Annotated in this window: 10 protein-coding genes; 9 read left to right on the top strand and 1 reads right to left on the bottom strand. The window is 57.6% G+C overall.

Annotation, left to right across the window (positions count from 1 at the left end; genetic code table 11):
- Positions 1-306: 306 nt before the first annotated feature.
- The 5 genes from gltP to ACFQW4_RS21910 all read left to right on the top strand — a co-directional run bounded on the left by gltP (position 307) and on the right by ACFQW4_RS21910 (position 12,610).
- Positions 307-1,608: a glutamate/aspartate:proton symporter GltP gene (gene gltP / locus ACFQW4_RS21930; RefSeq protein WP_007888562.1), complete on the top strand. Its 1,302-nt coding sequence runs from the start codon at positions 307-309 to the stop codon at positions 1,606-1,608.
- 177 nt (positions 1,609-1,785) lie between these two features.
- Positions 1,786-2,697 carry an N-acetylmuramic acid 6-phosphate etherase gene (gene murQ / locus ACFQW4_RS21925; RefSeq protein ID WP_377727593.1) on the top strand — a complete coding sequence of 304 codons (912 nt, stop codon included), beginning with the start codon at positions 1,786-1,788 and terminating at the stop codon, positions 2,695-2,697.
- Positions 2,697-4,127: a PTS N-acetylmuramic acid transporter subunit IIBC gene (gene murP / locus ACFQW4_RS21920; protein ID WP_377727590.1), complete on the top strand. Its 1,431-nt coding sequence runs from the start codon at positions 2,697-2,699 to the stop codon at positions 4,125-4,127. The genes murQ and murP overlap by 1 nt, the downstream gene beginning before the upstream one ends.
- 490 nt (positions 4,128-4,617) lie before the next feature.
- Complete coding sequence (locus ACFQW4_RS21915) at positions 4,618-10,689, top strand: autotransporter outer membrane beta-barrel domain-containing protein (protein WP_377727587.1); 6,072 nt, start codon at positions 4,618-4,620, stop codon at positions 10,687-10,689.
- Positions 10,690-11,065: 376 nt separating this feature from the next.
- A complete protein-coding gene (locus ACFQW4_RS21910; protein WP_217550042.1) occupies positions 11,066-12,610 on the top strand; it encodes a PAS domain-containing methyl-accepting chemotaxis protein in 1,545 nt (514 codons plus the stop codon).
- Here the strand turns inward: ACFQW4_RS21910 and ACFQW4_RS21905 are convergent.
- Positions 12,607-13,557, bottom strand: a complete 951-nt coding sequence (locus ACFQW4_RS21905; RefSeq protein ID WP_377727582.1) for a cupin domain-containing protein — start codon at positions 13,555-13,557, stop codon at positions 12,607-12,609. The two genes, ACFQW4_RS21910 and ACFQW4_RS21905, sit on opposite strands and share 4 nt — an antisense overlap.
- A gap of 104 nt (positions 13,558-13,661) precedes the next feature.
- Here ACFQW4_RS21905 and ACFQW4_RS21900 point away from each other — a divergent pair, with 104 nt between their 5' ends.
- The 4 genes from ACFQW4_RS21900 (at position 13,662) to ACFQW4_RS21885 (ending at position 18,357) form a co-directional block, all read left to right on the top strand.
- On the top strand, positions 13,662-14,849 hold the full coding sequence (locus ACFQW4_RS21900) for an MFS transporter (protein WP_101763035.1): 1,188 nt from the start codon (positions 13,662-13,664) through the stop codon (positions 14,847-14,849).
- A 268-nt stretch (positions 14,850-15,117) separates the two neighbouring features.
- On the top strand, positions 15,118-15,327 hold the full coding sequence (locus ACFQW4_RS21895; RefSeq protein ID WP_377727578.1) for a YdgH/BhsA/McbA-like domain containing protein: 210 nt from the start codon (positions 15,118-15,120) through the stop codon (positions 15,325-15,327).
- A 214-nt stretch (positions 15,328-15,541) separates the two neighbouring features.
- Positions 15,542-16,594 carry a YncE family protein gene (locus ACFQW4_RS21890; RefSeq protein WP_377727575.1) on the top strand — a complete coding sequence of 351 codons (1,053 nt, stop codon included), beginning with the start codon at positions 15,542-15,544 and terminating at the stop codon, positions 16,592-16,594.
- Between the two features lie 122 nt (positions 16,595-16,716).
- Positions 16,717-18,357, top strand: coding sequence for a dihydroxyacetone kinase subunit DhaK (locus ACFQW4_RS21885; RefSeq protein WP_377727572.1), 1,641 nt, complete (start codon positions 16,717-16,719; stop codon positions 18,355-18,357).
- The last annotated feature ends 232 nt before the right edge of the window (positions 18,358-18,589 follow it).

Genomic DNA, 18,589 nt, shown 5'->3' with positions numbered 1-18,589 from the left:
TCATAACAGCGAGTTATGGCCGTTAACCTTCGTCAGCATTTTATGCTACTAACCTGAATAAGATTTGCGCTATCGCGCCGGGGGTTGCATTTACCGTAGTGAAAATGGTACTTATCTCGGCCCTGTTCAGCAGGTATCAACTCAGACTGCATCACCCCGCAGGCGCAAAATGCCTGCACAGCTGTAACCGACGTAGTCATAAATAACCCTCTATTTTATCGGGCTTTTGCTCACTTCCCTGTGTGACATTTCTCCTGCACCTTCGCAGCAGAGCAAAGGGGTTTTTAACTGAGGAAATAACGCGTTATGAAAGGTTTTAAGTTCACCCTTGCATGGCAGATTTTAGTCGCGCTGATTCTGGGCGTGATTGTGGGAACCGTGCTGCATAATCAGCCCGACGATCGTGAATGGTTAATCACTAACATTCTGACGCCAGCGGGTGACATCTTTATTCATCTGATCAAGATGATTGTGGTACCGATTGTTATCTCCTCACTGATTGTCGGCATTGCTGGCGTGGGTGATGCGAAAAAGCTCGGACGTATTGGTGTTAAAACCATTATCTATTTTGAAGTGATCACCACCCTTGCCATTGTGGTCGGCATCACGCTGGCCAACGTATTCCAACCCGGCAGCGGCATTGATATGTCAACGCTGGCAACGGTGGACATCTCTAAATACGAAGCCACCACCGAAGCGGTTCAGGGTGCACCGCACGGTCTGGTCACCACCATTCTGTCGCTGATCCCACAGAACATCTTCGCCTCGCTGGTGAAGGGCGACATGCTGCCGATTATCTTCTTCTCGGTGCTGTTTGGTATGGGCTTATCGGCGCTGCCATCGGAACATCGCGATCCGCTGGTCACGGTATTCCGTTCGATTTCCGAAACCATGTTTAAAGTGACGCACATGATCATGCGTTATGCGCCAGTCGGCGTGTTTGCGCTGATTGCGGTCACCATTGCGAACTTCGGTTTTGCGTCGCTCTATCCGCTCGCCAAGCTGGTGCTGCTGGTGTACGTGGCGATTCTGTTCTTTGCTTTCGTGGTGCTCGGCACGGTGGCGCGCTTCTGTAAGCTGCGCATTACCACGCTGATGCGCATTCTGAAAGATGAGCTGATTCTTGCCTATTCTACCTCCAGCTCAGAAACCGTGCTGCCGCGCATTATGCAGAAGATGGAAGCCTACGGTGCGCCGAAAGCCATCACCAGCTTCGTGGTGCCGACCGGTTACTCGTTCAACCTCGACGGTTCAACGCTGTATCAGAGCATCGCGGCGATCTTTATCGCCCAGCTGTATGGCATTGATCTGTCGCTGACTGACGAGATTATTCTGGTGCTGACGCTGATGGTGACCTCGAAAGGCATCGCTGGCGTGCCGGGCGTCTCCTTCGTGGTGCTGCTGGCAACGCTGGGCAGCGTGGGCATTCCGCTGGAAGGCCTGGCATTTATCGCTGGTGTCGATCGCATCATGGACATGGCGCGTACCGCGCTGAACGTGATCGGTAACGCGCTGGCGGTGCTGGTGATTGCGCGCTGGGAAGACCAGTTCGACACCAAACAAGCCGCCGCCTACGAGCAACAGCTGCGCACGCAAAGCGCCAGCTAACCACCTGCGCCGTAGGGGGCGACATTCATGGCGACCACTACGCACAGAAACCCGCTTCGGCGGGTTTTTTTATGTCCGCTGCGGCAAAAAACAAAAAAATCCCGCGCAGCAGAGGAATTAACAATTCCGTGTGATATATAGTTTTACGAATAAATTATTCTCATACAGGAGTGTCCCATGCAGATCGATCTGAGCCAGATGATCACCGAAGGTCGTAATCCCGCCAGCCACAACATCGATGAGCTGACCACCGAAGCGATGCTGCGGGTGATCAATGATGAAGACAAAAAAGTGGCGCTGGCGGTGGAAGCCATCGTGCCGCAGATTGCGCAGGTGGTGGATGCCATCACCCACGCCTTCAGCAAAGGCGGTCGCCTGATCTATTGCGGCGCAGGCACGTCGGGTCGTCTGGGGATTCTGGATGCCAGCGAATGTCCACCGACCTTCGGCACGCCGCGCAGCCAGGTGGTTGGGCTAATTGCTGGCGGCCACACCGCAATTCTGCAGGCGGTGGAAAACGCCGAAGACAACGTGGAGCAGGGCGCGCAGGATCTGCGGGATATCCAGTTCAACGCTAACGATGTGCTGGTCGGGATTGCCGCCAGCGGCCGCACGCCCTATGTATTGGGCGCGCTGGCGTATGCGCGTCAGCAAGGCGCATTTACCGCAGCGTTAACCTGTAATCCCAACAGCCCAATGTCGCAGGCCGCGGATGTGGCGTTAACCCCAGTGGTCGGCCCGGAAGTGGTCACCGGTTCTTCGCGCATGAAAGCCGGCACGGCGCAGAAACTGGTGCTGAATATGCTCACCACCGGCGCGATGATTCGCAGCGGCAAGGTGTACGGCAATCTGATGGTCGATGTGGAAGCCACCAACCAGAAGCTGGTGCAGCGCCAGGTGAATATCGTCAAACAAGCCACCGACTGTGACGATGCTACCGCGCAGCAGGCGTTGGCGGCGTGTAATGGGCACTGTAAAACCGCGATTGTCATGGTGCTGGCGGGATTAACGGCCGATGAAGCGAAATCGCTGCTGAGTCAGAATCAGGGCTTCATTCGCAACGCTTTGCGTGACGCAGGAGCGCAATAATGGCGGCCATTACTGAGGATCTGGTGCGCGACATTTTGCAGGCGGTGGGCGGCGCCAATAATGTGGTGCAGTGCGGCAACTGCATGACGCGCCTGCGTCTGACACTTAACGATGCCGCGCGAGTGGATAGCGCCACACTCAAAGCGCTGCCGGGCGTGCTGGGCGTGATCGACAGCGATGCGCAGCTGCAGATCGTGCTCGGTCCCGGTAAAGCGCAAACTGCAGCAGAGAAAATGCAGGCACTGCTTAATCAACAGGCGCCGGGCGATCTGCAGGCCATCGCCAGCGCGCAAAAGCAGCAGATGAAGGCAAAGCAGACCAGCGCATTGCACCGTTTTCTCTCCTGCTTCGCCACCATCTTTACGCCGCTGATCCCCGGTTTTATCGGTGCCGGCTTGCTTCTGGGTTTCGCCACGCTGATTGAGCAGATCTTCCACCTTAATCAGCCTGGCGATCATGCACGCTGGCTGCTGGATACCGTGGCGTACATGAAGGTGTTTGGCAAAGGGCTGTTCACCTTCCTGAGTATTTTGATTGGCTATAACGCGCAGAAAGCCTTTGGCGGTACCGGCGTCAACGGGGCCATTATCGCCTCGCTGTTTGTGCTCGGTTATATCCCTGACGCGAAGGTCGGTTATTACAGCGGGATGCAGGATTTCTTCGGCATGGTGATCGATCCGCGCGGCAATATTATTGGCGTGCTGCTGGCGGCAATATTTGGTGCCTGGATTGAGAAACAGCTGCGAAAAATCATTCCCGATAATCTCGATATGATCCTGACATCGTTGCTGACGTTATTAATTACCGGCGCGGTGACTTTCCTGGTGATTATGCCAATCGGCGGCGAATTATTTAAAGGCATGTCGTGGTTGTTCATTCATCTAAATAACAATCCGTTTGGTTGCGCTATTCTGGCCGGACTGTTTTTGATCGCGGTGATGTTTGGCATTCATCAAGGCTTTATTCCGGTCTATTTCGCGCTAATGGAAACCCAGGGCTTTAACTCGCTCTTCCCAATTCTGGCGATGGCCGGCGCCGGGCAGGTCGGCGCGTCACTGGCGTTATGGTGCAAAGCGGATAAAGACTCACTGCTGCGTAAACAGATCAAAGGCGCCATTGTGCCGGGCTTGCTCGGTGTCGGCGAACCACTGATTTATGGCGTCACGCTGCCGCGTCTCAAACCCTTTATCACCGCCTGTTTTGGCGGTGCGCTGGGCGGCTTCTTTATCGGGCTGGTGGCATGGCTGGGATTGCCAGTGGGAATGAACACCGTGTTTGGCCCTTCAGGATTAGTCACATTGCCGCTAATGACCTCATCGCAGGGCATTTTTGCCGGCATGGCGGTGTATCTCGCCGGGCTGATCGTGGCGTGGATTGGCGGGTTCGTCTTTACCTGGTGGGGCGGCACCCGCAATGTGGATTTAAGTTAAGTGAAGTACGGATATCGACCAGGTCGGCATAAAGCGTGACCTGGTCTAACCGTGATCACGATCACGCTTTTAAACTCTCTCAAGTCGCTTAACCCGTCACAGCCACATTCACTGCTTAAGTACCGTTTGTAAGTAAAGCGTTAGCAAAAAATAAAGGTTTTATTAAGGAGATAGAAATCCAGACCTAATATTTAAAATGGCCTCAAATTATTTAGAATATCCAACCTGCATCGCAATTAATTCCCCGAGATGACAATAGGTTACTCATAATTGTCTTTTGCACTCACCAGCGAAAAAGTCTATACCTAAAGCCAATTAATCTATAACAACAATTCCATCCCTTTTTTCACTGCACCGTATTTCTTCACACAGTTGTTCTCAAATTAGATTGCTACACGGGATTGGTCATTATCTGCCGCTTTATCCCCACGCGAAGAATTTAACGCTGTTGCAATAACAGCGCGGACGCTGCACGCCCACTGGAGGAAGTATGAGGTTTACATTAAATCCTATCGCATTAGGGATGTTGGCGGCGCAATTGCTGATCTATCCAGCGATGCAAAGTCAGGCTGTTACGTTGGGGACTTACACACCAGAAAATAATGACAACCAAACCGGTAAAATTACCGTCAGCAGCGGCAATGAAAGTCTGACCGGCAATCAGGCATTCACGGCAGGAACGGATGGCGCGGTCACCACCACGCTCGGGCAAGTGGCGATCACCTCGGGATCGCAGTATCTCAATCAGGATCGCCTGGATCCCGGCCCGCAAAACTTTGCGATCACTACGCCCGATCCCGCAACCGGCACCAACAGCACATTCCAGGTATATAACTCCGCCAGTCTTGTCGCCTTAGCGCCCGTCACCAGTGCCACCAGCGTGCCGGATGTGCAGAACGTCAATGATGCGCAGTACATCGATGCGCGCATTGCGGATGTCACCGGCGGCACGCTGGATGTGAATATCGGCCAGGCGAATGCGCTCAGCAGCGCCAGCACCAACAGCTGGACCATGGCCGCCAAGCAGACACAGCTATTTGATGTGAGCGGCACTGGCACGGTGAACTGGAACAGTAATAACCGCATCAGCTTTTTCGGTGCCACCGCCACGCCGGACGGCGCGGGATCGGCCACCAGCAGCTATCAGGTGCAAAACCTCGCCACCTATAACGGCGCATTCAGCGTGCAGACGCTGGATGGCAAAAGCACCAGCTTTACCGTCACCAACGCCAGCCAGCTGCAAAACTACAACAACTGGCTGATCGGTCAGCTGCAGGCGGGCAATCTTGATAAAACCCGTTATCTGCCTGAGTTCAATAAAGCTGTCACCTTCACCAATGCCAACATCGTCTACAACGTTAGCGCCACGCCGCCAGACGAGGTGACGCAGGCGATCGGCAATCGCATTGTGATCAATGCCAATGGCGCGGACGCGAGGGTCAATCTGGCGGCGGGTAAAACGCTGGAAGTGGTGGGCGCGACGGGCGGTGCGATCAAAGCCTCCAACGGCGCGCAAGCGGTGATTGATGGCAAACTGGCGAGTCGCGGCAGCATCACTAATAACGGCACGGCGCTGGTGTTAACCGATAACAGCAGTGGAACCAATAATGGGGTAATTAACGGCGGCTTCCTCAATCGTCAGGATGGTACCGGCATTGGCTCGACCGGCTACGGTGCCAACGGCGTAGCCGTGCAAACCGGTAGCACCTTTAACAACAACGGCATCCTCAACCTCGCCACCACCGGCAGCAATTCACAGTATGGCGTGGCGGGCATCAATCTTGGCGTGTCATCCACCGCCAATAACAGCGGCAATATCAACGTTGGCGTCAACGGTTCGAGCGCGCGCGGCACCGCGTCTGGCGTGTTACTGACCGACGCCACTTCCAGCTTCACCAATAACGCCAGCGGCAATATCTACATTGGTCGCGGACCGCAGAACAGCCTGAGTGAAGCGACGGCGGATATCGCGATGAACCAAAGCGGGTTGACCAGCGGTATTGCCCTGGTCGCCAACGGCAACGCGGTTAACAACGGCAGCATTACCCTCGGCACGAGAACGCAAAATGCGGCGGGGATGTCGGCGACCGGCGCGAATAACGCCACCATGATCAACACCGGCACCATCAATGTGAACGGTGCGGCTGCCACCATTCCGCGTGAAAACGTCGGCATGCTGGTGACCAACAGTGCCGGCAACATCAATAACGCGGGTACGATTAACCTGAATGGCGTGAACGGCACCGGCCTGAAAGTGCTGGCGACCAATGGCAACACCGCCAGCGCCACCTCAACTGGCACCATCAACGTGGCAGGCGGGGCCGATCCGGCCAGCGGCACGCGTAACTATGGCGTGTGGGTGGAAGGGCAAGGTGCAACTGGCACGGCGCAGGCCACCGTCGATGGCCCGATCAATCTCAGCGGCAATGGCGCGATCGGCGTGCATGCACGCGGCAATTCCACGGTGACCGTGGATCCGGCTGCCGTACCGACCTTTTCGAACGGCACCAATCAGATCGCCTTCTTCGCCTACGGCCCCAATGCGCTGATTAACGTGCTGGGCAACAATCCGTTTGATGTCACCACGCAGAACTCCACGCTGTTTCGTGTTGAGCAGGGCGCAGACTTCAACGGTAACGCCTTGTCGCTCACCGCGTCGGGTGCCGGTTCTACCGCCGTGCTCGGTAGCGGCGCAGGCACCGAAGTGAGCAGCGATGCGGCGGTGATCAACGTCAGCGGCAGCGGTGCCAATGGCATCACGGTGGAAGGGGGCGCAACGGGTATTATTGATGCCGCAACCACCATGAATCTCACCGGTAGCAACGCAATTGGCGCGATCGTTGACGGACAAAAACACGACATCTTTGGCAGAAACAGCGGCTCGCCGGTGACCAGCACCCGCCTGAACTCTGCGGCGTCATTGAATGCGTCACAGAGTGGATTGACTGGTTATCTGGCCCGCAATCGCGCGCAGTTGACCAACAGCGGCGATATCACCTTCAGCGGCGCCAACGCCACCGGCATTCGCGTCGAGAGCGGTGCGACCGGCACCAACAGCGGCAATATCAACATCAACGATGGCGGTACCGGCATCGCGGTGAACAGCGGCAGCAGCACCTTTGCCACCACCGCCAATAACACCGGCACCATCAATGTTAATGGCGGCAGCACCACCAACCGCAGCCGAGGCGTCAGCGCCAGCGGCAATCGCGCGGTAGCCAACCTGAACGGTGGCACGCTGAATCTCAACGGCACCGGCGCGATTGGGGCGGAAGCGCTCAACGGTGCGCTGGTGAATATCGCCGCCGGTTCAGCGCCGGTATTCAATAACAGTGACCAAATTGCTTATCACGCGGCGGGCAGCGGATCGCGCATCAGCTCCGCCACCAACGCGTTAAATATCAACAGCAGCGGCTCAACCGGCTATCGCATTGATGACGGCGCGGCGCTGAGTTTCACCACGCCGACCACCCTCACCGCCAGCGCCAGCAGCAGCACCGGCGCGATTATCTCCGGCAGCGGCAGCAGCCTGAATAGCAGCAACGCCAACTTCACCGCCAGCGGCCAGGGCAGTACGGCGATCCGTGCCGAAGGCGGTGCGAACGCCACGCTCGATAGCGGCAGCAGCATCAATCTTAGTGGCAGCAACGCGGTCGGCGTGCTGGTCAATAATCTGCGTACCGATTTGAGCAACGCGCTGGATGGCAGCGCGGCGGCCACCCGCGTTACCAGCAACGGCAATGTGAGCGGCGCGGGCAATGGCGCGATGGGTTTTGATGTCACCAACGGCGCAGAGCTGGTCAACAACGGCAATGTGAACCTCACCGGCAGCAACAATATTGGGATCCGTTCGCGCGCCGGCAGCACGCTGACCAACAACGGCGTGGTCAACGTAGCCAACGGCACCGGGTTGGATGTCTCCGGCAGCGGCAGCACGCTGGCGAAAGGCGGCACCATCAATGTCGATAACGGTGTCGCGGGCGTGCGCATCAGCGACGGCGCGCAGCTGGCGCTTACCGGCAGCGACACGGTGATCACCACGCGCGGCAATGCGCATGGCATCCTGCTGGACAGCGGTGCGTCCGCACTCAGCGCCAGCGACGCCACGGTGAACGTGCTGGGCAGCGGCAACGGCATCGAAAACCGCGCCGAACTGAGCAACGTTGGTCTGAGCAATCTCACCATTAACGTCGGCGACGGCAACGGGATTCGCACCGCTGTGCCATTTGATCCGGCTTCGACGGTGACCACCAACGTCTCCGGCAGCGGCAGCGGCCTGAATATCGCCAATGCCGATGGTTCCACCACCCGCGGCGATCTGACGTTGGGGTCGGGCTATCAATTTAATGTTACCGGCGCAGGCGGCACCGGTATCCGCGCCAATACCACCGGCAATGTCACCACCGCTGCCAACGTCAATATCGACAATGCGGCGGGCGGATCGGCGCTGGTCTCCAGCACGGCGGGCACCATCGTCAATACCGGCAACTTCACCTCCAACAGCCTGACGGCGCCGGTGGTGGATCTGCGCGGCGGTAAAACCATCTTCGAGAACCTTGGCAACATCATCACCGCCAACCCACAAACCGTGGCGGTAGCGGGCAGCAACGCCGATGACGAAATTCTGCTGACCGAAGGCGCGGTGCAGGGCGATATCAATCCGGGCGGCGGATCGGATCGGTTCCGCTGGACGGGCGGAACGCTCAACGGCAGCCTGACCATGGGCAACGACAACAACAACACGGCTGAAGTGAGCAAGGTCGATCTCGGCACCACCTATCATCTCACCAGCGGTAATGGCACCGGCAACACCTTGACCTTCAATCAGATCGACGCGCGCGGCGGCAGCTTCAGCGCCGACGATCTCAGCAAAGGCGTTAATCTTGGCAGCGGCTGGAGCACCATCAACTTCGCCAATACCCAATGGACACTAACCGATAACCTGCAGCTGGCGCACAGCACCATCAATGTCGATGCGGATTCCACGCTGTATGCCGGCGATAACGTGCATCCGACGCTATCCGGTGGCACCGCCGATTCGCTGCTGGTGAACAACGCCGGTACGCTGGATCTCACCAACGGCGCGGGTTCACCGGGCAACACGCTGGATATCGCTGGATCGCTGGCGTCGAGCGGCGGCCAGCTCAATCTGGTCACTAACCTCAACCAGGGTGGTGCGCTAAGCAATCAGTTCACCGACCACATTAACGTCACCGGCAATGCCAGCGGTACCACGCTGGTGAATGTGAAACTGGCGGATGCCAGCACCGGCGCACTCACCGATCTCAATCAAAATGGAGGGGTAGAGGGCAACGAAGGGATCTCGCTGGCGCAGGTTGGCGGTAATGCCAGCGCCAACAGCTTCGCGTTGAAGGATGGCTATCTCGGTGCCGGGCCGTGGCAATATCGGCTCTACACCTTTGCACCGGGCAGCAGCGATCCTAACCAGCGTTTAGTCAGCGGCAGCGGCAATAACTATTGGGATTACCGTCTGGCGAACTACTACGTGTGTGAGGATAGCGTTAACTGTCAGCCGACCTTCGTCACCGATGCCTTTGGCACGCCGCAAAGCTACGATTCGCGTCCGGCGGTGGTGCCGCAGGTGCCATCTTATGTGTCGGCACCGGTTGGCCTGGCCTATTACACCTCGGCGATTATCGACGATCTGCATAAACGTCTTGGTGAACTGCGCCACGAGCAGACACGTCCGCAAGGCAACGGCGGCGAGATGTTCCTGCGCTATATCGGCTCGAACCTGAAGTACAAGAGCGATAAGAGTTTCCGCGACTTCGGTTACGACTTTGACCTCGATTACAGTGCGGTGCAGGTAGGCGGCAATCTGCTGCGACTCGATGGCGAGCAGGATAGCCTGCGCGGCGGTTTAGCCTATACGCGCGGTAATACGCGCATTCGTCCGCATGCGGCCGACGGTTACAGCAGCACCACTTTCGACAGCGACAGCCTGGCGTTTTACGGCACCTGGCAGCGTCAGAGCGGATTCTATCTGGACGGTGTGTTGTCATTTGACTGGCATCGCGGCGAAACCGATATCGCCCGCACGCAAGAAGTAGCGAAGCTGAAAGGCCACGGCTGGACGGCATCGCTGGAGAGCGGCTATCCGTTTGCGTTGGGCGATGGCTACAAGCTTGAGCCGCAGGCGCAGCTAATGTACATGAAGCTGAATATGAATGATTTCACCGATAAAGACGGCAAAAACGTGCGTTACGGCGACTATAATCAAACTATTGGTCGTCTCGGCGCGCGCCTCGATCGTACGTGGACCGACGACAGCAATCGTCAATACACTCCTTATCTGCGCGCGAACTACTACAAAGGTTGGGGCGGCAGCGCAGATACCTCGGTGTCATCGGTGGATAATCCGGCGTTTGGCGCAACCTTCAGCAGCGGCAAGTTTGGTCAAATGTGGGAAGTGGGCGCAGGCGGCACCGCAACCTTGCAGAAGGATGTTTCGTTGTATGCGGAAGCGGATTATCGCAAAGAGATTGATGGTAATGGTGCCAAAGGGTGGCGGTATAACGTGGGGGTTCGCTGGCAATTCTGATTTCCCTGCGCCCTTTGCGCTGCAGGTGCGTTGGCTGCGCTCGCTCACCCCGGTCACAGAGTTCACTCTGCTCCCGGGGATGAACGAGCTTGCCGCCTTCCTGCGACACAAATGGCTTTGGGAAATCCCATTTCCCTGCGCCCTTTGCGCTGCATGCAGGTCTGCTGACTGGGTTTTTAATAAAAGATTGATTTGGTTTACTGTAAAACCCGGTTAATCGATGAGCTAAGTGAAAAAGTGTGAAAGCCGCTGCAAAGCGGCTTTTTTATTGGCCTGAATTTGAAACTGGTGCTAAAGCTCAAGCCGTACGATGCCGAAAAGATAAAAAAGTATTATCGATTGCTTCTTTTCGCCTGCGTATTGCAAGGACACACACATGCGTAACAACCAGCCCGTCACTCAGCGTGAATTCGCTTTTGACGATGACGCCACATTGATGTCGACTACCGATCTCAACAGCTACATCACCTATGCCAACGATGCCTTTATTGAAGTCAGTGGCTTCAGTCCGGAAGAGGTGAATGGCCAGCCACACAACATGGTGCGCCACCCGGATATGCCGCCGGAAGCCTTTGCCGATATGTGGGCGACCCTCAAACAGGGCGAGCCGTGGACGGCGCTGGTGAAAAACCGGCGTAAAAATGGCGATCACTATTGGGTGCGCGCCAACGCCATTCCGGTGGTGCGTGAAGGCAAAGTGCAGGGTTTTATGTCGGTGCGCACCAAGCCGTCGGTGGAGGAGGTTCGCCAGACCGAAGCGCTGTACCGCGACTTCCGCGAAGGGCGCGTCAAAGGACGCCGCTTCCATAAAGGCTTGATGGTCGGCACCGGCTGGCGTCGCCTGGGCTCGATCCTGAAAACTCTGCCGCTGCGCTGGCGCATCCGCTCAACCTTATTAACGCTGCTGCCGCTCTCGGTGATTGGCGTCTGGCTGCTGGGCCTTGCACCTCTTGCCGTTGGCTGCTTTGCCGGCGGCATGGCGGGCCTTTTACTGCTGGCGAGTCTGTGGCTGGAGCAGCAAATTTCACGTCCGATGGAGCGCATGTGCCGTCAGGCATTGAGCGTGGCGACCGGTGCCAGCCATAAAGTGGAGCAGATTGATCGCGTCGATGAGATTGGCGTGACGCTGCGCGCCATCGGCCAGCTTGGGCTGATGTTCCGCTGGCTGGTGGATGATGTCAGCGGCCAGGCGATCAACGTGCTGAGCGCCAGCGATGCCATTGCGCGCAGCAACGACGAATTGAGCCGCCGCACCGAACAAGCAGCGGCTAACGTGCAGCAAACCGCCGCCACCATGAACGAAATGACCGCCACGGTGAAGAGCAACACCGATACCGCCAAAGAGGTCAATGGGCTGTCGGAAAACACCAGTCATGCGGCGATCAAAGGCGGCGAAGTGATGCAGGAGATGGTGGGCATGATGGCGGAGATCGCCGACAGCTCGAAGCGCATCGCCAACATCACCAGCGTGATTGACGGTATCGCTTTTCAGACCAATATTCTGGCGCTTAACGCCGCAGTGGAAGCCGCGCGCGCCGGTGAGCAGGGCAAAGGCTTTGCGGTGGTGGCCGGTGAAGTGCGCAATCTCGCGCAACGCAGCGCCAAGGCCGCCAGCGAAATCAAACATCTGGTGGAAACCAGCGCCAGCCGCGTGCAATCGGGCAGCGATCACGCCGATGCGGCTGGGCACACCATGCAGGAGATTGTCGATCAGGTGCAGAATGTCACTGCGCTGATCGCGCAAATCAGCGGCGCGACCGCCGAGCAGGCCATCGCGCTGACGCAGGTCAGCACAGCGGTGGAAGATCTCGACGATATCACCCATCGAAACGCCGCGCGCGTGGCGGAAAGCGCCGAAGCGTCCGGTCGCATGAAGCATCAGGCCAATCGTCTGGTGGAAGCGATCAGCGTGTTCCGTTAACCCATGTCGCGTTCGGCGCGCAGTGCGCCGGGTGGCGTGCCAACAATGCGTTTGAAGGCGCGGCTAAACGCCGCCAGCGAACCGTAACCGAGGTGGAAGGCGACGCTTTCCACCGCTTCACCCTCGTTCACGATACGTTCCACCGCCAACCGCATGCGCAGCTCGGTAAGATAGCGCAGCGGCGTCATGCCGGTTGCCGTCTGGAAGCGCGCGGCAAACACCGAGCGTGAACTGCCGGATTCGCGCGCCAGCCGTTCCACCGTCCAGTTTTCGCCGGGTGCGCGATGCATCGCCGCCATCGCCAGGCTGAGACGCGGATCGCGCAGCGCCTGCACCAGCCCGCTGCCTTTGCCGCAGCCGTTCTCCACCCAGCCCCGCACAATTTGCGCCGCCACCACATCCGCCAGCCGCGACAAAATCCCGGCGAAACCGGCTTTGCGCTGCCGCGTTTCGCGCTCCATCGCATCGAGAATCGGCTGAATTTCCGGGTACTGCGCCAGCAGCGTACTCACCAGCATCACGTCTGGCATGGTGTGCACCAGCGGCTGCATGCCGCCCAGTTCAAACGCCATGCAGGCGCTGAACAGAATCACATCGCTGTTATCCGGGCAGAGTTCGGTGCTGTCGTCGATGGCGCAGACGCTGGCGCAAATCGGGCGGCTATTAAACGTCGAAATGGGTTCGCAAACGGCCTCTTCGCTGGAGATCAGCGCGTGCGGTTTGCCGTGCGGGATCAGCAGCGCATCGCCCGCCTGCAGCGGATAAATCACGCCTGACGCCGAGCGAATCAGTAACGATCCGCGCCCAACAAAATGCAGCTGCGCGCGACCAGGCGCGTCGTCATATTGCAGGCCAAAAGGCGCGTGCAGCGCGATACGCTGGTATTTGACGCCGTACAGGCGCATGCCCATCAGCAATTCACTGGTCAGATCTTCATAGCGACTCATACCAATCCCAGACGAATAATCAAAAAACAAAGTTTCTGCATCATAGATCGTCTGGTGATCAGTCACTATGCTTAACGCTAAATATTTTGTGATGGGGATCACAGATGAGCCTGGATACTGAAATAGTCGAAACACCGTTAGACGTGGATAAACCGGCGTGGGGCGCGGTGTTTGCCATGGCCTTTGGCGTGTTCGGCCTGATTACCGCAGAATTTCTGCCGGTCAGCTTGCTGACGCCGATCGCCGACACGCTGCGTATCAGCGAAGGGCAGGCGGGACAAACCGTGACCGTCACTGCGCTGGTGGCGCTGCTCACCAGCCTGGTGATTGGCAACGTGACGCGCCAGCTCGATCGTCGCGTGGTGATGCTGGCCTTTACGCTGCTGCTGATTGCCTCGGCGCTATTGGTGGCTTTTGCCGAGAATCTGCCGATGATTCTGCTGGCCCGCGTGCTGCTGGGCGTGGCGATTGGCGGCTTCTGGACGCTCTCGACCGCGATTACCATGCGTCTGGTGCCGAGCGATCAGGTGCCGCGCGCGCTGTCCATCGTGTTTAGCGGTATTTCGCTGGCGACCATTATTGCTGCGCCGCTCGGCAGCTATCTGGGCGGCATTATTGGCTGGCGTAACATCTTCATTCTGACCGCCGCATTAGGCGTGCTGGCGCTGCTGTGGCAGTTCTTCACCTTGCCCGCGATGCCGCCGATTAATAAAGCGCGCAGCGGTGGCGTGCTGGATCTGCTGCGTAAAAGCGTGATGCGCTGGGGCATGCTGGCGGTGATCATGATGTTTACCGGCCACTTCGCCTTCTTTACTTATCTGCGTCCGTTCCTCGAAGGCAGCGCGCAGCTGAACGTCAATCAGCTGTCGCTGGTGCTGCTGGCGTTTGGCGTGGCGAACTTCTTCGGTACTTCGCTGGCAGGATATCTGGTGACGCGCAGCGTATCGCTGACGTTAACCGCGATGGCGCTGGTGATGAGCGTGACCGCGCTGCTGCTGGTGAGCTTCGGCGAGGTGTCGTGGCTGGTCGCGGCGGGCGTGGCGCTGTGGGGCCTGGCGTTTGGTTCGATGCCAACCGGCTGGTCAACGTGGATCTCCCGCGCGGTGCCGGACGATGCGGAATCAGGCGGCGGTTTGCTGGTCGCCACCATTCAGCTGGCGATCACCGCCGGTGCCGCAGCCGGCGGCTGGATGTTTGATCTGCAAGGCGCTGGCGGCGTGTTCCTCGCCAGCGGCGTGCTGATGCTGCTGGCGGCCATCACCATCTTCACCCGCGTTCGTCATCACGGTTAACACCTATGCCATCCGTCGCGGCGCGATAAATCGCGCCGCGACAGCGTTATGCGTTCGGGCTATCACAGCCATATATCCTGCCTTTTAATTAAATGTTAGGTTTTTAACCCTTTGCACAAAGGTTAACCCAAACGTGCTTTTTATGTTCAAAATATTCGAATGACAACGGCAAATCTCTCCGCTTTTTACTGATCAATTCTGCGCCTATTATATCTCTCAACAAGGCGATGACGCCTTACTCAATCAAACGTACACTAAGGAATTGACCATGAAAACCATCAAAACTTTTGCTGCTGTTGTTGCTCTGACCGTTCTGCCATTCGCGAGCTTTGCGCAAAGCATCACTGCAACCGCTTCAACGCTGGATGGAGCAGAAGCGCAAATCGCTGCTCAGGCGCATGAAGCTGGTTCTTCGTATAAAGTGACCGAAGCCAACTTCAACAACGGCGTGCACATGACTGCGGAACTGACCAAATAAGTTGCATTAACGTTCTGTGCTGACAGGGTGCCTTCGGGCGCCTTGGCGGCGTTGGTAAGCCGATAAAATCCTGTCACTTTCCCTTCGAAATGATTACTATTCTCAAAAAGTAGCACCCTTCGTCGGCTCGCCTCGGGCTGTCTTTTTAACATTGGTTGTAATGTCGGGCTTTCACTTCACTGCCATCAGGCGGTGTTTTTGCTATGGAGATGTTATGAAGGCGAATAAAAAATCGTGGGCGCTGCGTCCACTGCTGCTGGCAACAGCGCTGTTCTCAACCTCTGCGGTGATGGCGGCGGAGTCTCAGCCGTTGAACCAGGCGATCTCAAAAGGCGCTTACGAGTTGGCGTTCAGCAACAGCGATAATGCGCTGTTCCTGGCGACCGCGCAGAGCACCACCGACAAAAAAGGCGGCACCGTTTATCGTCTCGATCCGCAGGATCTGGCGGTAAAGCAAACCATCAACACCGACCTGCCGACCTTTGGCGCAGCGATCAACCAGAAAACCAACATTCTCTATTTGGGTAACACCCGCGATGCTGCACTGACTGCAGTGGATGCCACCAGCGGCAAGGTGATCAACACGCTGGTGCTGGATGGTCGTCAGCGCAGTGAAACCGTGCGTCCGCTGCAGCCGCGCCAGTTGGCGGTTGATCCGGCGACCGATCGCGTTTACATCACTGGCCTCGGTGAGCAGAGCGTGGTGTGGGTGGTGGATGGCAAAACCCTGCAACTGATCAGCACCGTGCCGAACACCGGCAAAATGGGCACCGGTTTAGCGATCGATTCTGCGGCGCAAAAACTGTACGTCACTAACTCCGATGGCGAACTGGTGACCATCAATACGCGCCTGAACGCGATTGAAAAGCGTCAGAAAATCGATGGCGACAACGATCACTTCTTCCTCAATATCTCGCTGGATACCAAAGGCCATCGCGCCTTCCTCAGCGACTCAAAACAGCCGCAGGTGCTGGTGCTGGATACCCGCACCCAGCAGGTGATCCACAAGATCGATGTGCCGGAATCGCTGGCGGTATTGTTTAATGCCGATCGTGATGAGCTGTACGTCACGCACCGTAAAGCGGGCGAAATCAGCATCATCGACGCCAGCAGTTACCAGGTAAAACGCACGGTGAAAGCGCCGGGCCTGCCAAACAGCCTGGCGGTTTCCGCCGATGGCAAAACCCTGTTTGTCAGCATCAAGCAGCCGGGTTCACGCAAAGAACCACCAAAAAATCCAGATAGCGTGCTGCGCATCGCTTTATAAGCGGTAATAGTCTGAATTAAAGGGCGGCTTGTGCCGCCCTTTGCATTTCCGCACTTCGCTGCGCCTATTCTTTACGCACATACGCTACCTTGTAGGACGACAACACCATTGGAGAGGATGCAATGAGCCAGTTTTTTATGCATGAGAAAAACGATCTGGTTAACGAAGCCATCGAAGGGGTTTTGCTGAGTACGCCGTGGCACAACCTCAGTCGCCTCGATCTCGGTGATGAGATTCGCGTGGTGGTGCGTTCGGACTGGGATAAAAGCAAAGTGGCGCTGATCTCGGGTGGCGGTTCTGGCCATGAACCGGTGCATGCCGGATTTGTCGGCAAAGGCATGCTGACGGCGGCGGTGTGCGGCGATATCTTCGCCTCGCCGAGCGTCGATGCGGTGTTGAACGCCATTGTTAACGTCACCGGCGATGCCGGTTGCCTGCTGATTGTGAAGAACTATACCGGCGACCGTCTTAACTTCGGTCTGGCGGCAGAGAAAGCCAAAAACCTCGGCTACAAAGTTGAGCTGGTGATGGTGCAGGATGATATCGCGCTGCCGGAAAACCCGCAGCCACGCGGCATCGCCGGGACTGTGCTGGTGCACAAAATTGCTGGCTTTGCGGCGGAGCAGGGACAATCGCTGGATGAGGTCAAAGCGCTGGCGCAGCGCGCGATTGATGCCACATCGTCCATTGGTTTGGCTTTCGCCACTTGTCATGTGCCGGGCGAAAAACGCGATGAGCGCGTCGAGCCCGGGCACAGCGAGCTCGGCATGGGCATTCACGGCGAGCCGGGTGTAATCACGCTGGATACGCAAGACAGCCGCCAAATCACCAGCATCATGACCGATAAACTGGCGCAGGCGCTGCCGGACGGCAAGCAAGCGCTGTTGCTGATCAACAATCTCGGTGGCTTCTCGCAGCTGGAGCTGGCACTGCTGACGCGTGAAGTGTTGCAGTCGCCGCTGGCGGCGCGCATCACGCATCTGCTGGGGCCGGCAACGCTGGTCAGCGCGCTGGATATGAAAGGTTTTTCGCTGACGCTGCTGGCGCTGGAGGAGCCGTTCCTTGAAGCGTTAAACGCGCCGGTTCAGGTGCTGGGTTGGGTGCCGGTGTATGACTTTGCGCCGATCAGCCTGCAACGTGCTGAGAAAATCGGCAGCGTGCTGGATTTTGATGCCTCTGAAAATGCGGAGGTGGCGCGCATCGTCGCCAGCGTCACGCAGACGCTGATCGATCTGGAAAGCGAGCTGAACGCGCTGGATGCCAAAGTAGGCGATGGCGATACCGGCTCAACCTTTGCCGCCGGGGCGAAGAAAATTCAGCGCGGCCTGCAGGAAAAACAGCTGCCGCTGGATGAGCTGCCAACCTTGCTGGCGCTGATTGGCGAGCAGCTGGCGACGGTGATGGGGGGATCGAGCGGCGTGTTGATGTCAATTCTGTTCACCAGCGCCGGCCAGCAGCTGGAAGAGGGCAGCGCGCTGCCACAGGCCTTGATGCACGGGCTGGAGCGCATGAAACATTACGGCGGCGCGCAGCCGGGTCATCGTACGTTGGTGGATGCGCTGCAACCGGCGCTGGAAGCGTTAGTGGCGGGCGAGTCGCTGGCTGCGGCGGCAGAAGCGGCGCAGAAAGGCGCCGACGCCACTGCGCAGATGCAGAGCGCCAAAGCGGGGCGTTCCGCGTATCTGAACCAGCAGAGTCTGGATGGCGTGAAAGATCCGGGCGCGTATGCGATTGAGAAAGTGTTTGCGGTGTTGGCGGGTTAAACAGAGTGCGCCTGGCCCCTCACCCTAACCCTCTCCCGCAAGCGGGAGAGGGGACTGACCGAGCACATATTTAACATTTGGCAGCGTCTCCCTCTCCCCGTGGGAGTGTACAGTCCGGGGACATGGTGAACACTTGTTCGGGGACATGGTAGACACTTACAACTAAGGCATAAGAACCCGTTTATGGAGTCGCTTATGTCCTGGGATGCGAGAGATACCATGTCATTACGTA

It is taken from the genome of Pantoea sp. GCM10028869 (assembly GCF_042666835.1).
Taxonomy (GTDB): domain Bacteria; phylum Pseudomonadota; class Gammaproteobacteria; order Enterobacterales; family Enterobacteriaceae; genus Pantoea; species Pantoea leporis.
The sequence above is the reverse complement of the archived record's forward strand: the minus strand, read 5'-3'. Positions and strand labels throughout refer to the sequence as shown.

Coding starts and splice junctions, on each gene's coding strand:
- gltP (WP_007888562.1), top strand. CDS start 307: ATGAAAGGTTTTAAGTTCACCCTTGCATGGCAGATTTTAGTCGCGCTG.
- murQ (WP_377727593.1), top strand. CDS start 1,786: ATGCAGATCGATCTGAGCCAGATGATCACCGAAGGTCGTAATCCCGCC.
- murP (WP_377727590.1), top strand. CDS start 2,697: ATGGCGGCCATTACTGAGGATCTGGTGCGCGACATTTTGCAGGCGGTG.
- ACFQW4_RS21915 (WP_377727587.1), top strand. CDS start 4,618: ATGAGGTTTACATTAAATCCTATCGCATTAGGGATGTTGGCGGCGCAA.
- ACFQW4_RS21910 (WP_217550042.1), top strand. CDS start 11,066: ATGCGTAACAACCAGCCCGTCACTCAGCGTGAATTCGCTTTTGACGAT.
- ACFQW4_RS21905 (WP_377727582.1), bottom strand. CDS start 13,557: ATGAGTCGCTATGAAGATCTGACCAGTGAATTGCTGATGGGCATGCGC.
- ACFQW4_RS21900 (WP_101763035.1), top strand. CDS start 13,662: ATGAGCCTGGATACTGAAATAGTCGAAACACCGTTAGACGTGGATAAA.
- ACFQW4_RS21895 (WP_377727578.1), top strand. CDS start 15,118: ATGAAAACCATCAAAACTTTTGCTGCTGTTGTTGCTCTGACCGTTCTG.
- ACFQW4_RS21890 (WP_377727575.1), top strand. CDS start 15,542: ATGAAGGCGAATAAAAAATCGTGGGCGCTGCGTCCACTGCTGCTGGCA.
- ACFQW4_RS21885 (WP_377727572.1), top strand. CDS start 16,717: ATGAGCCAGTTTTTTATGCATGAGAAAAACGATCTGGTTAACGAAGCC.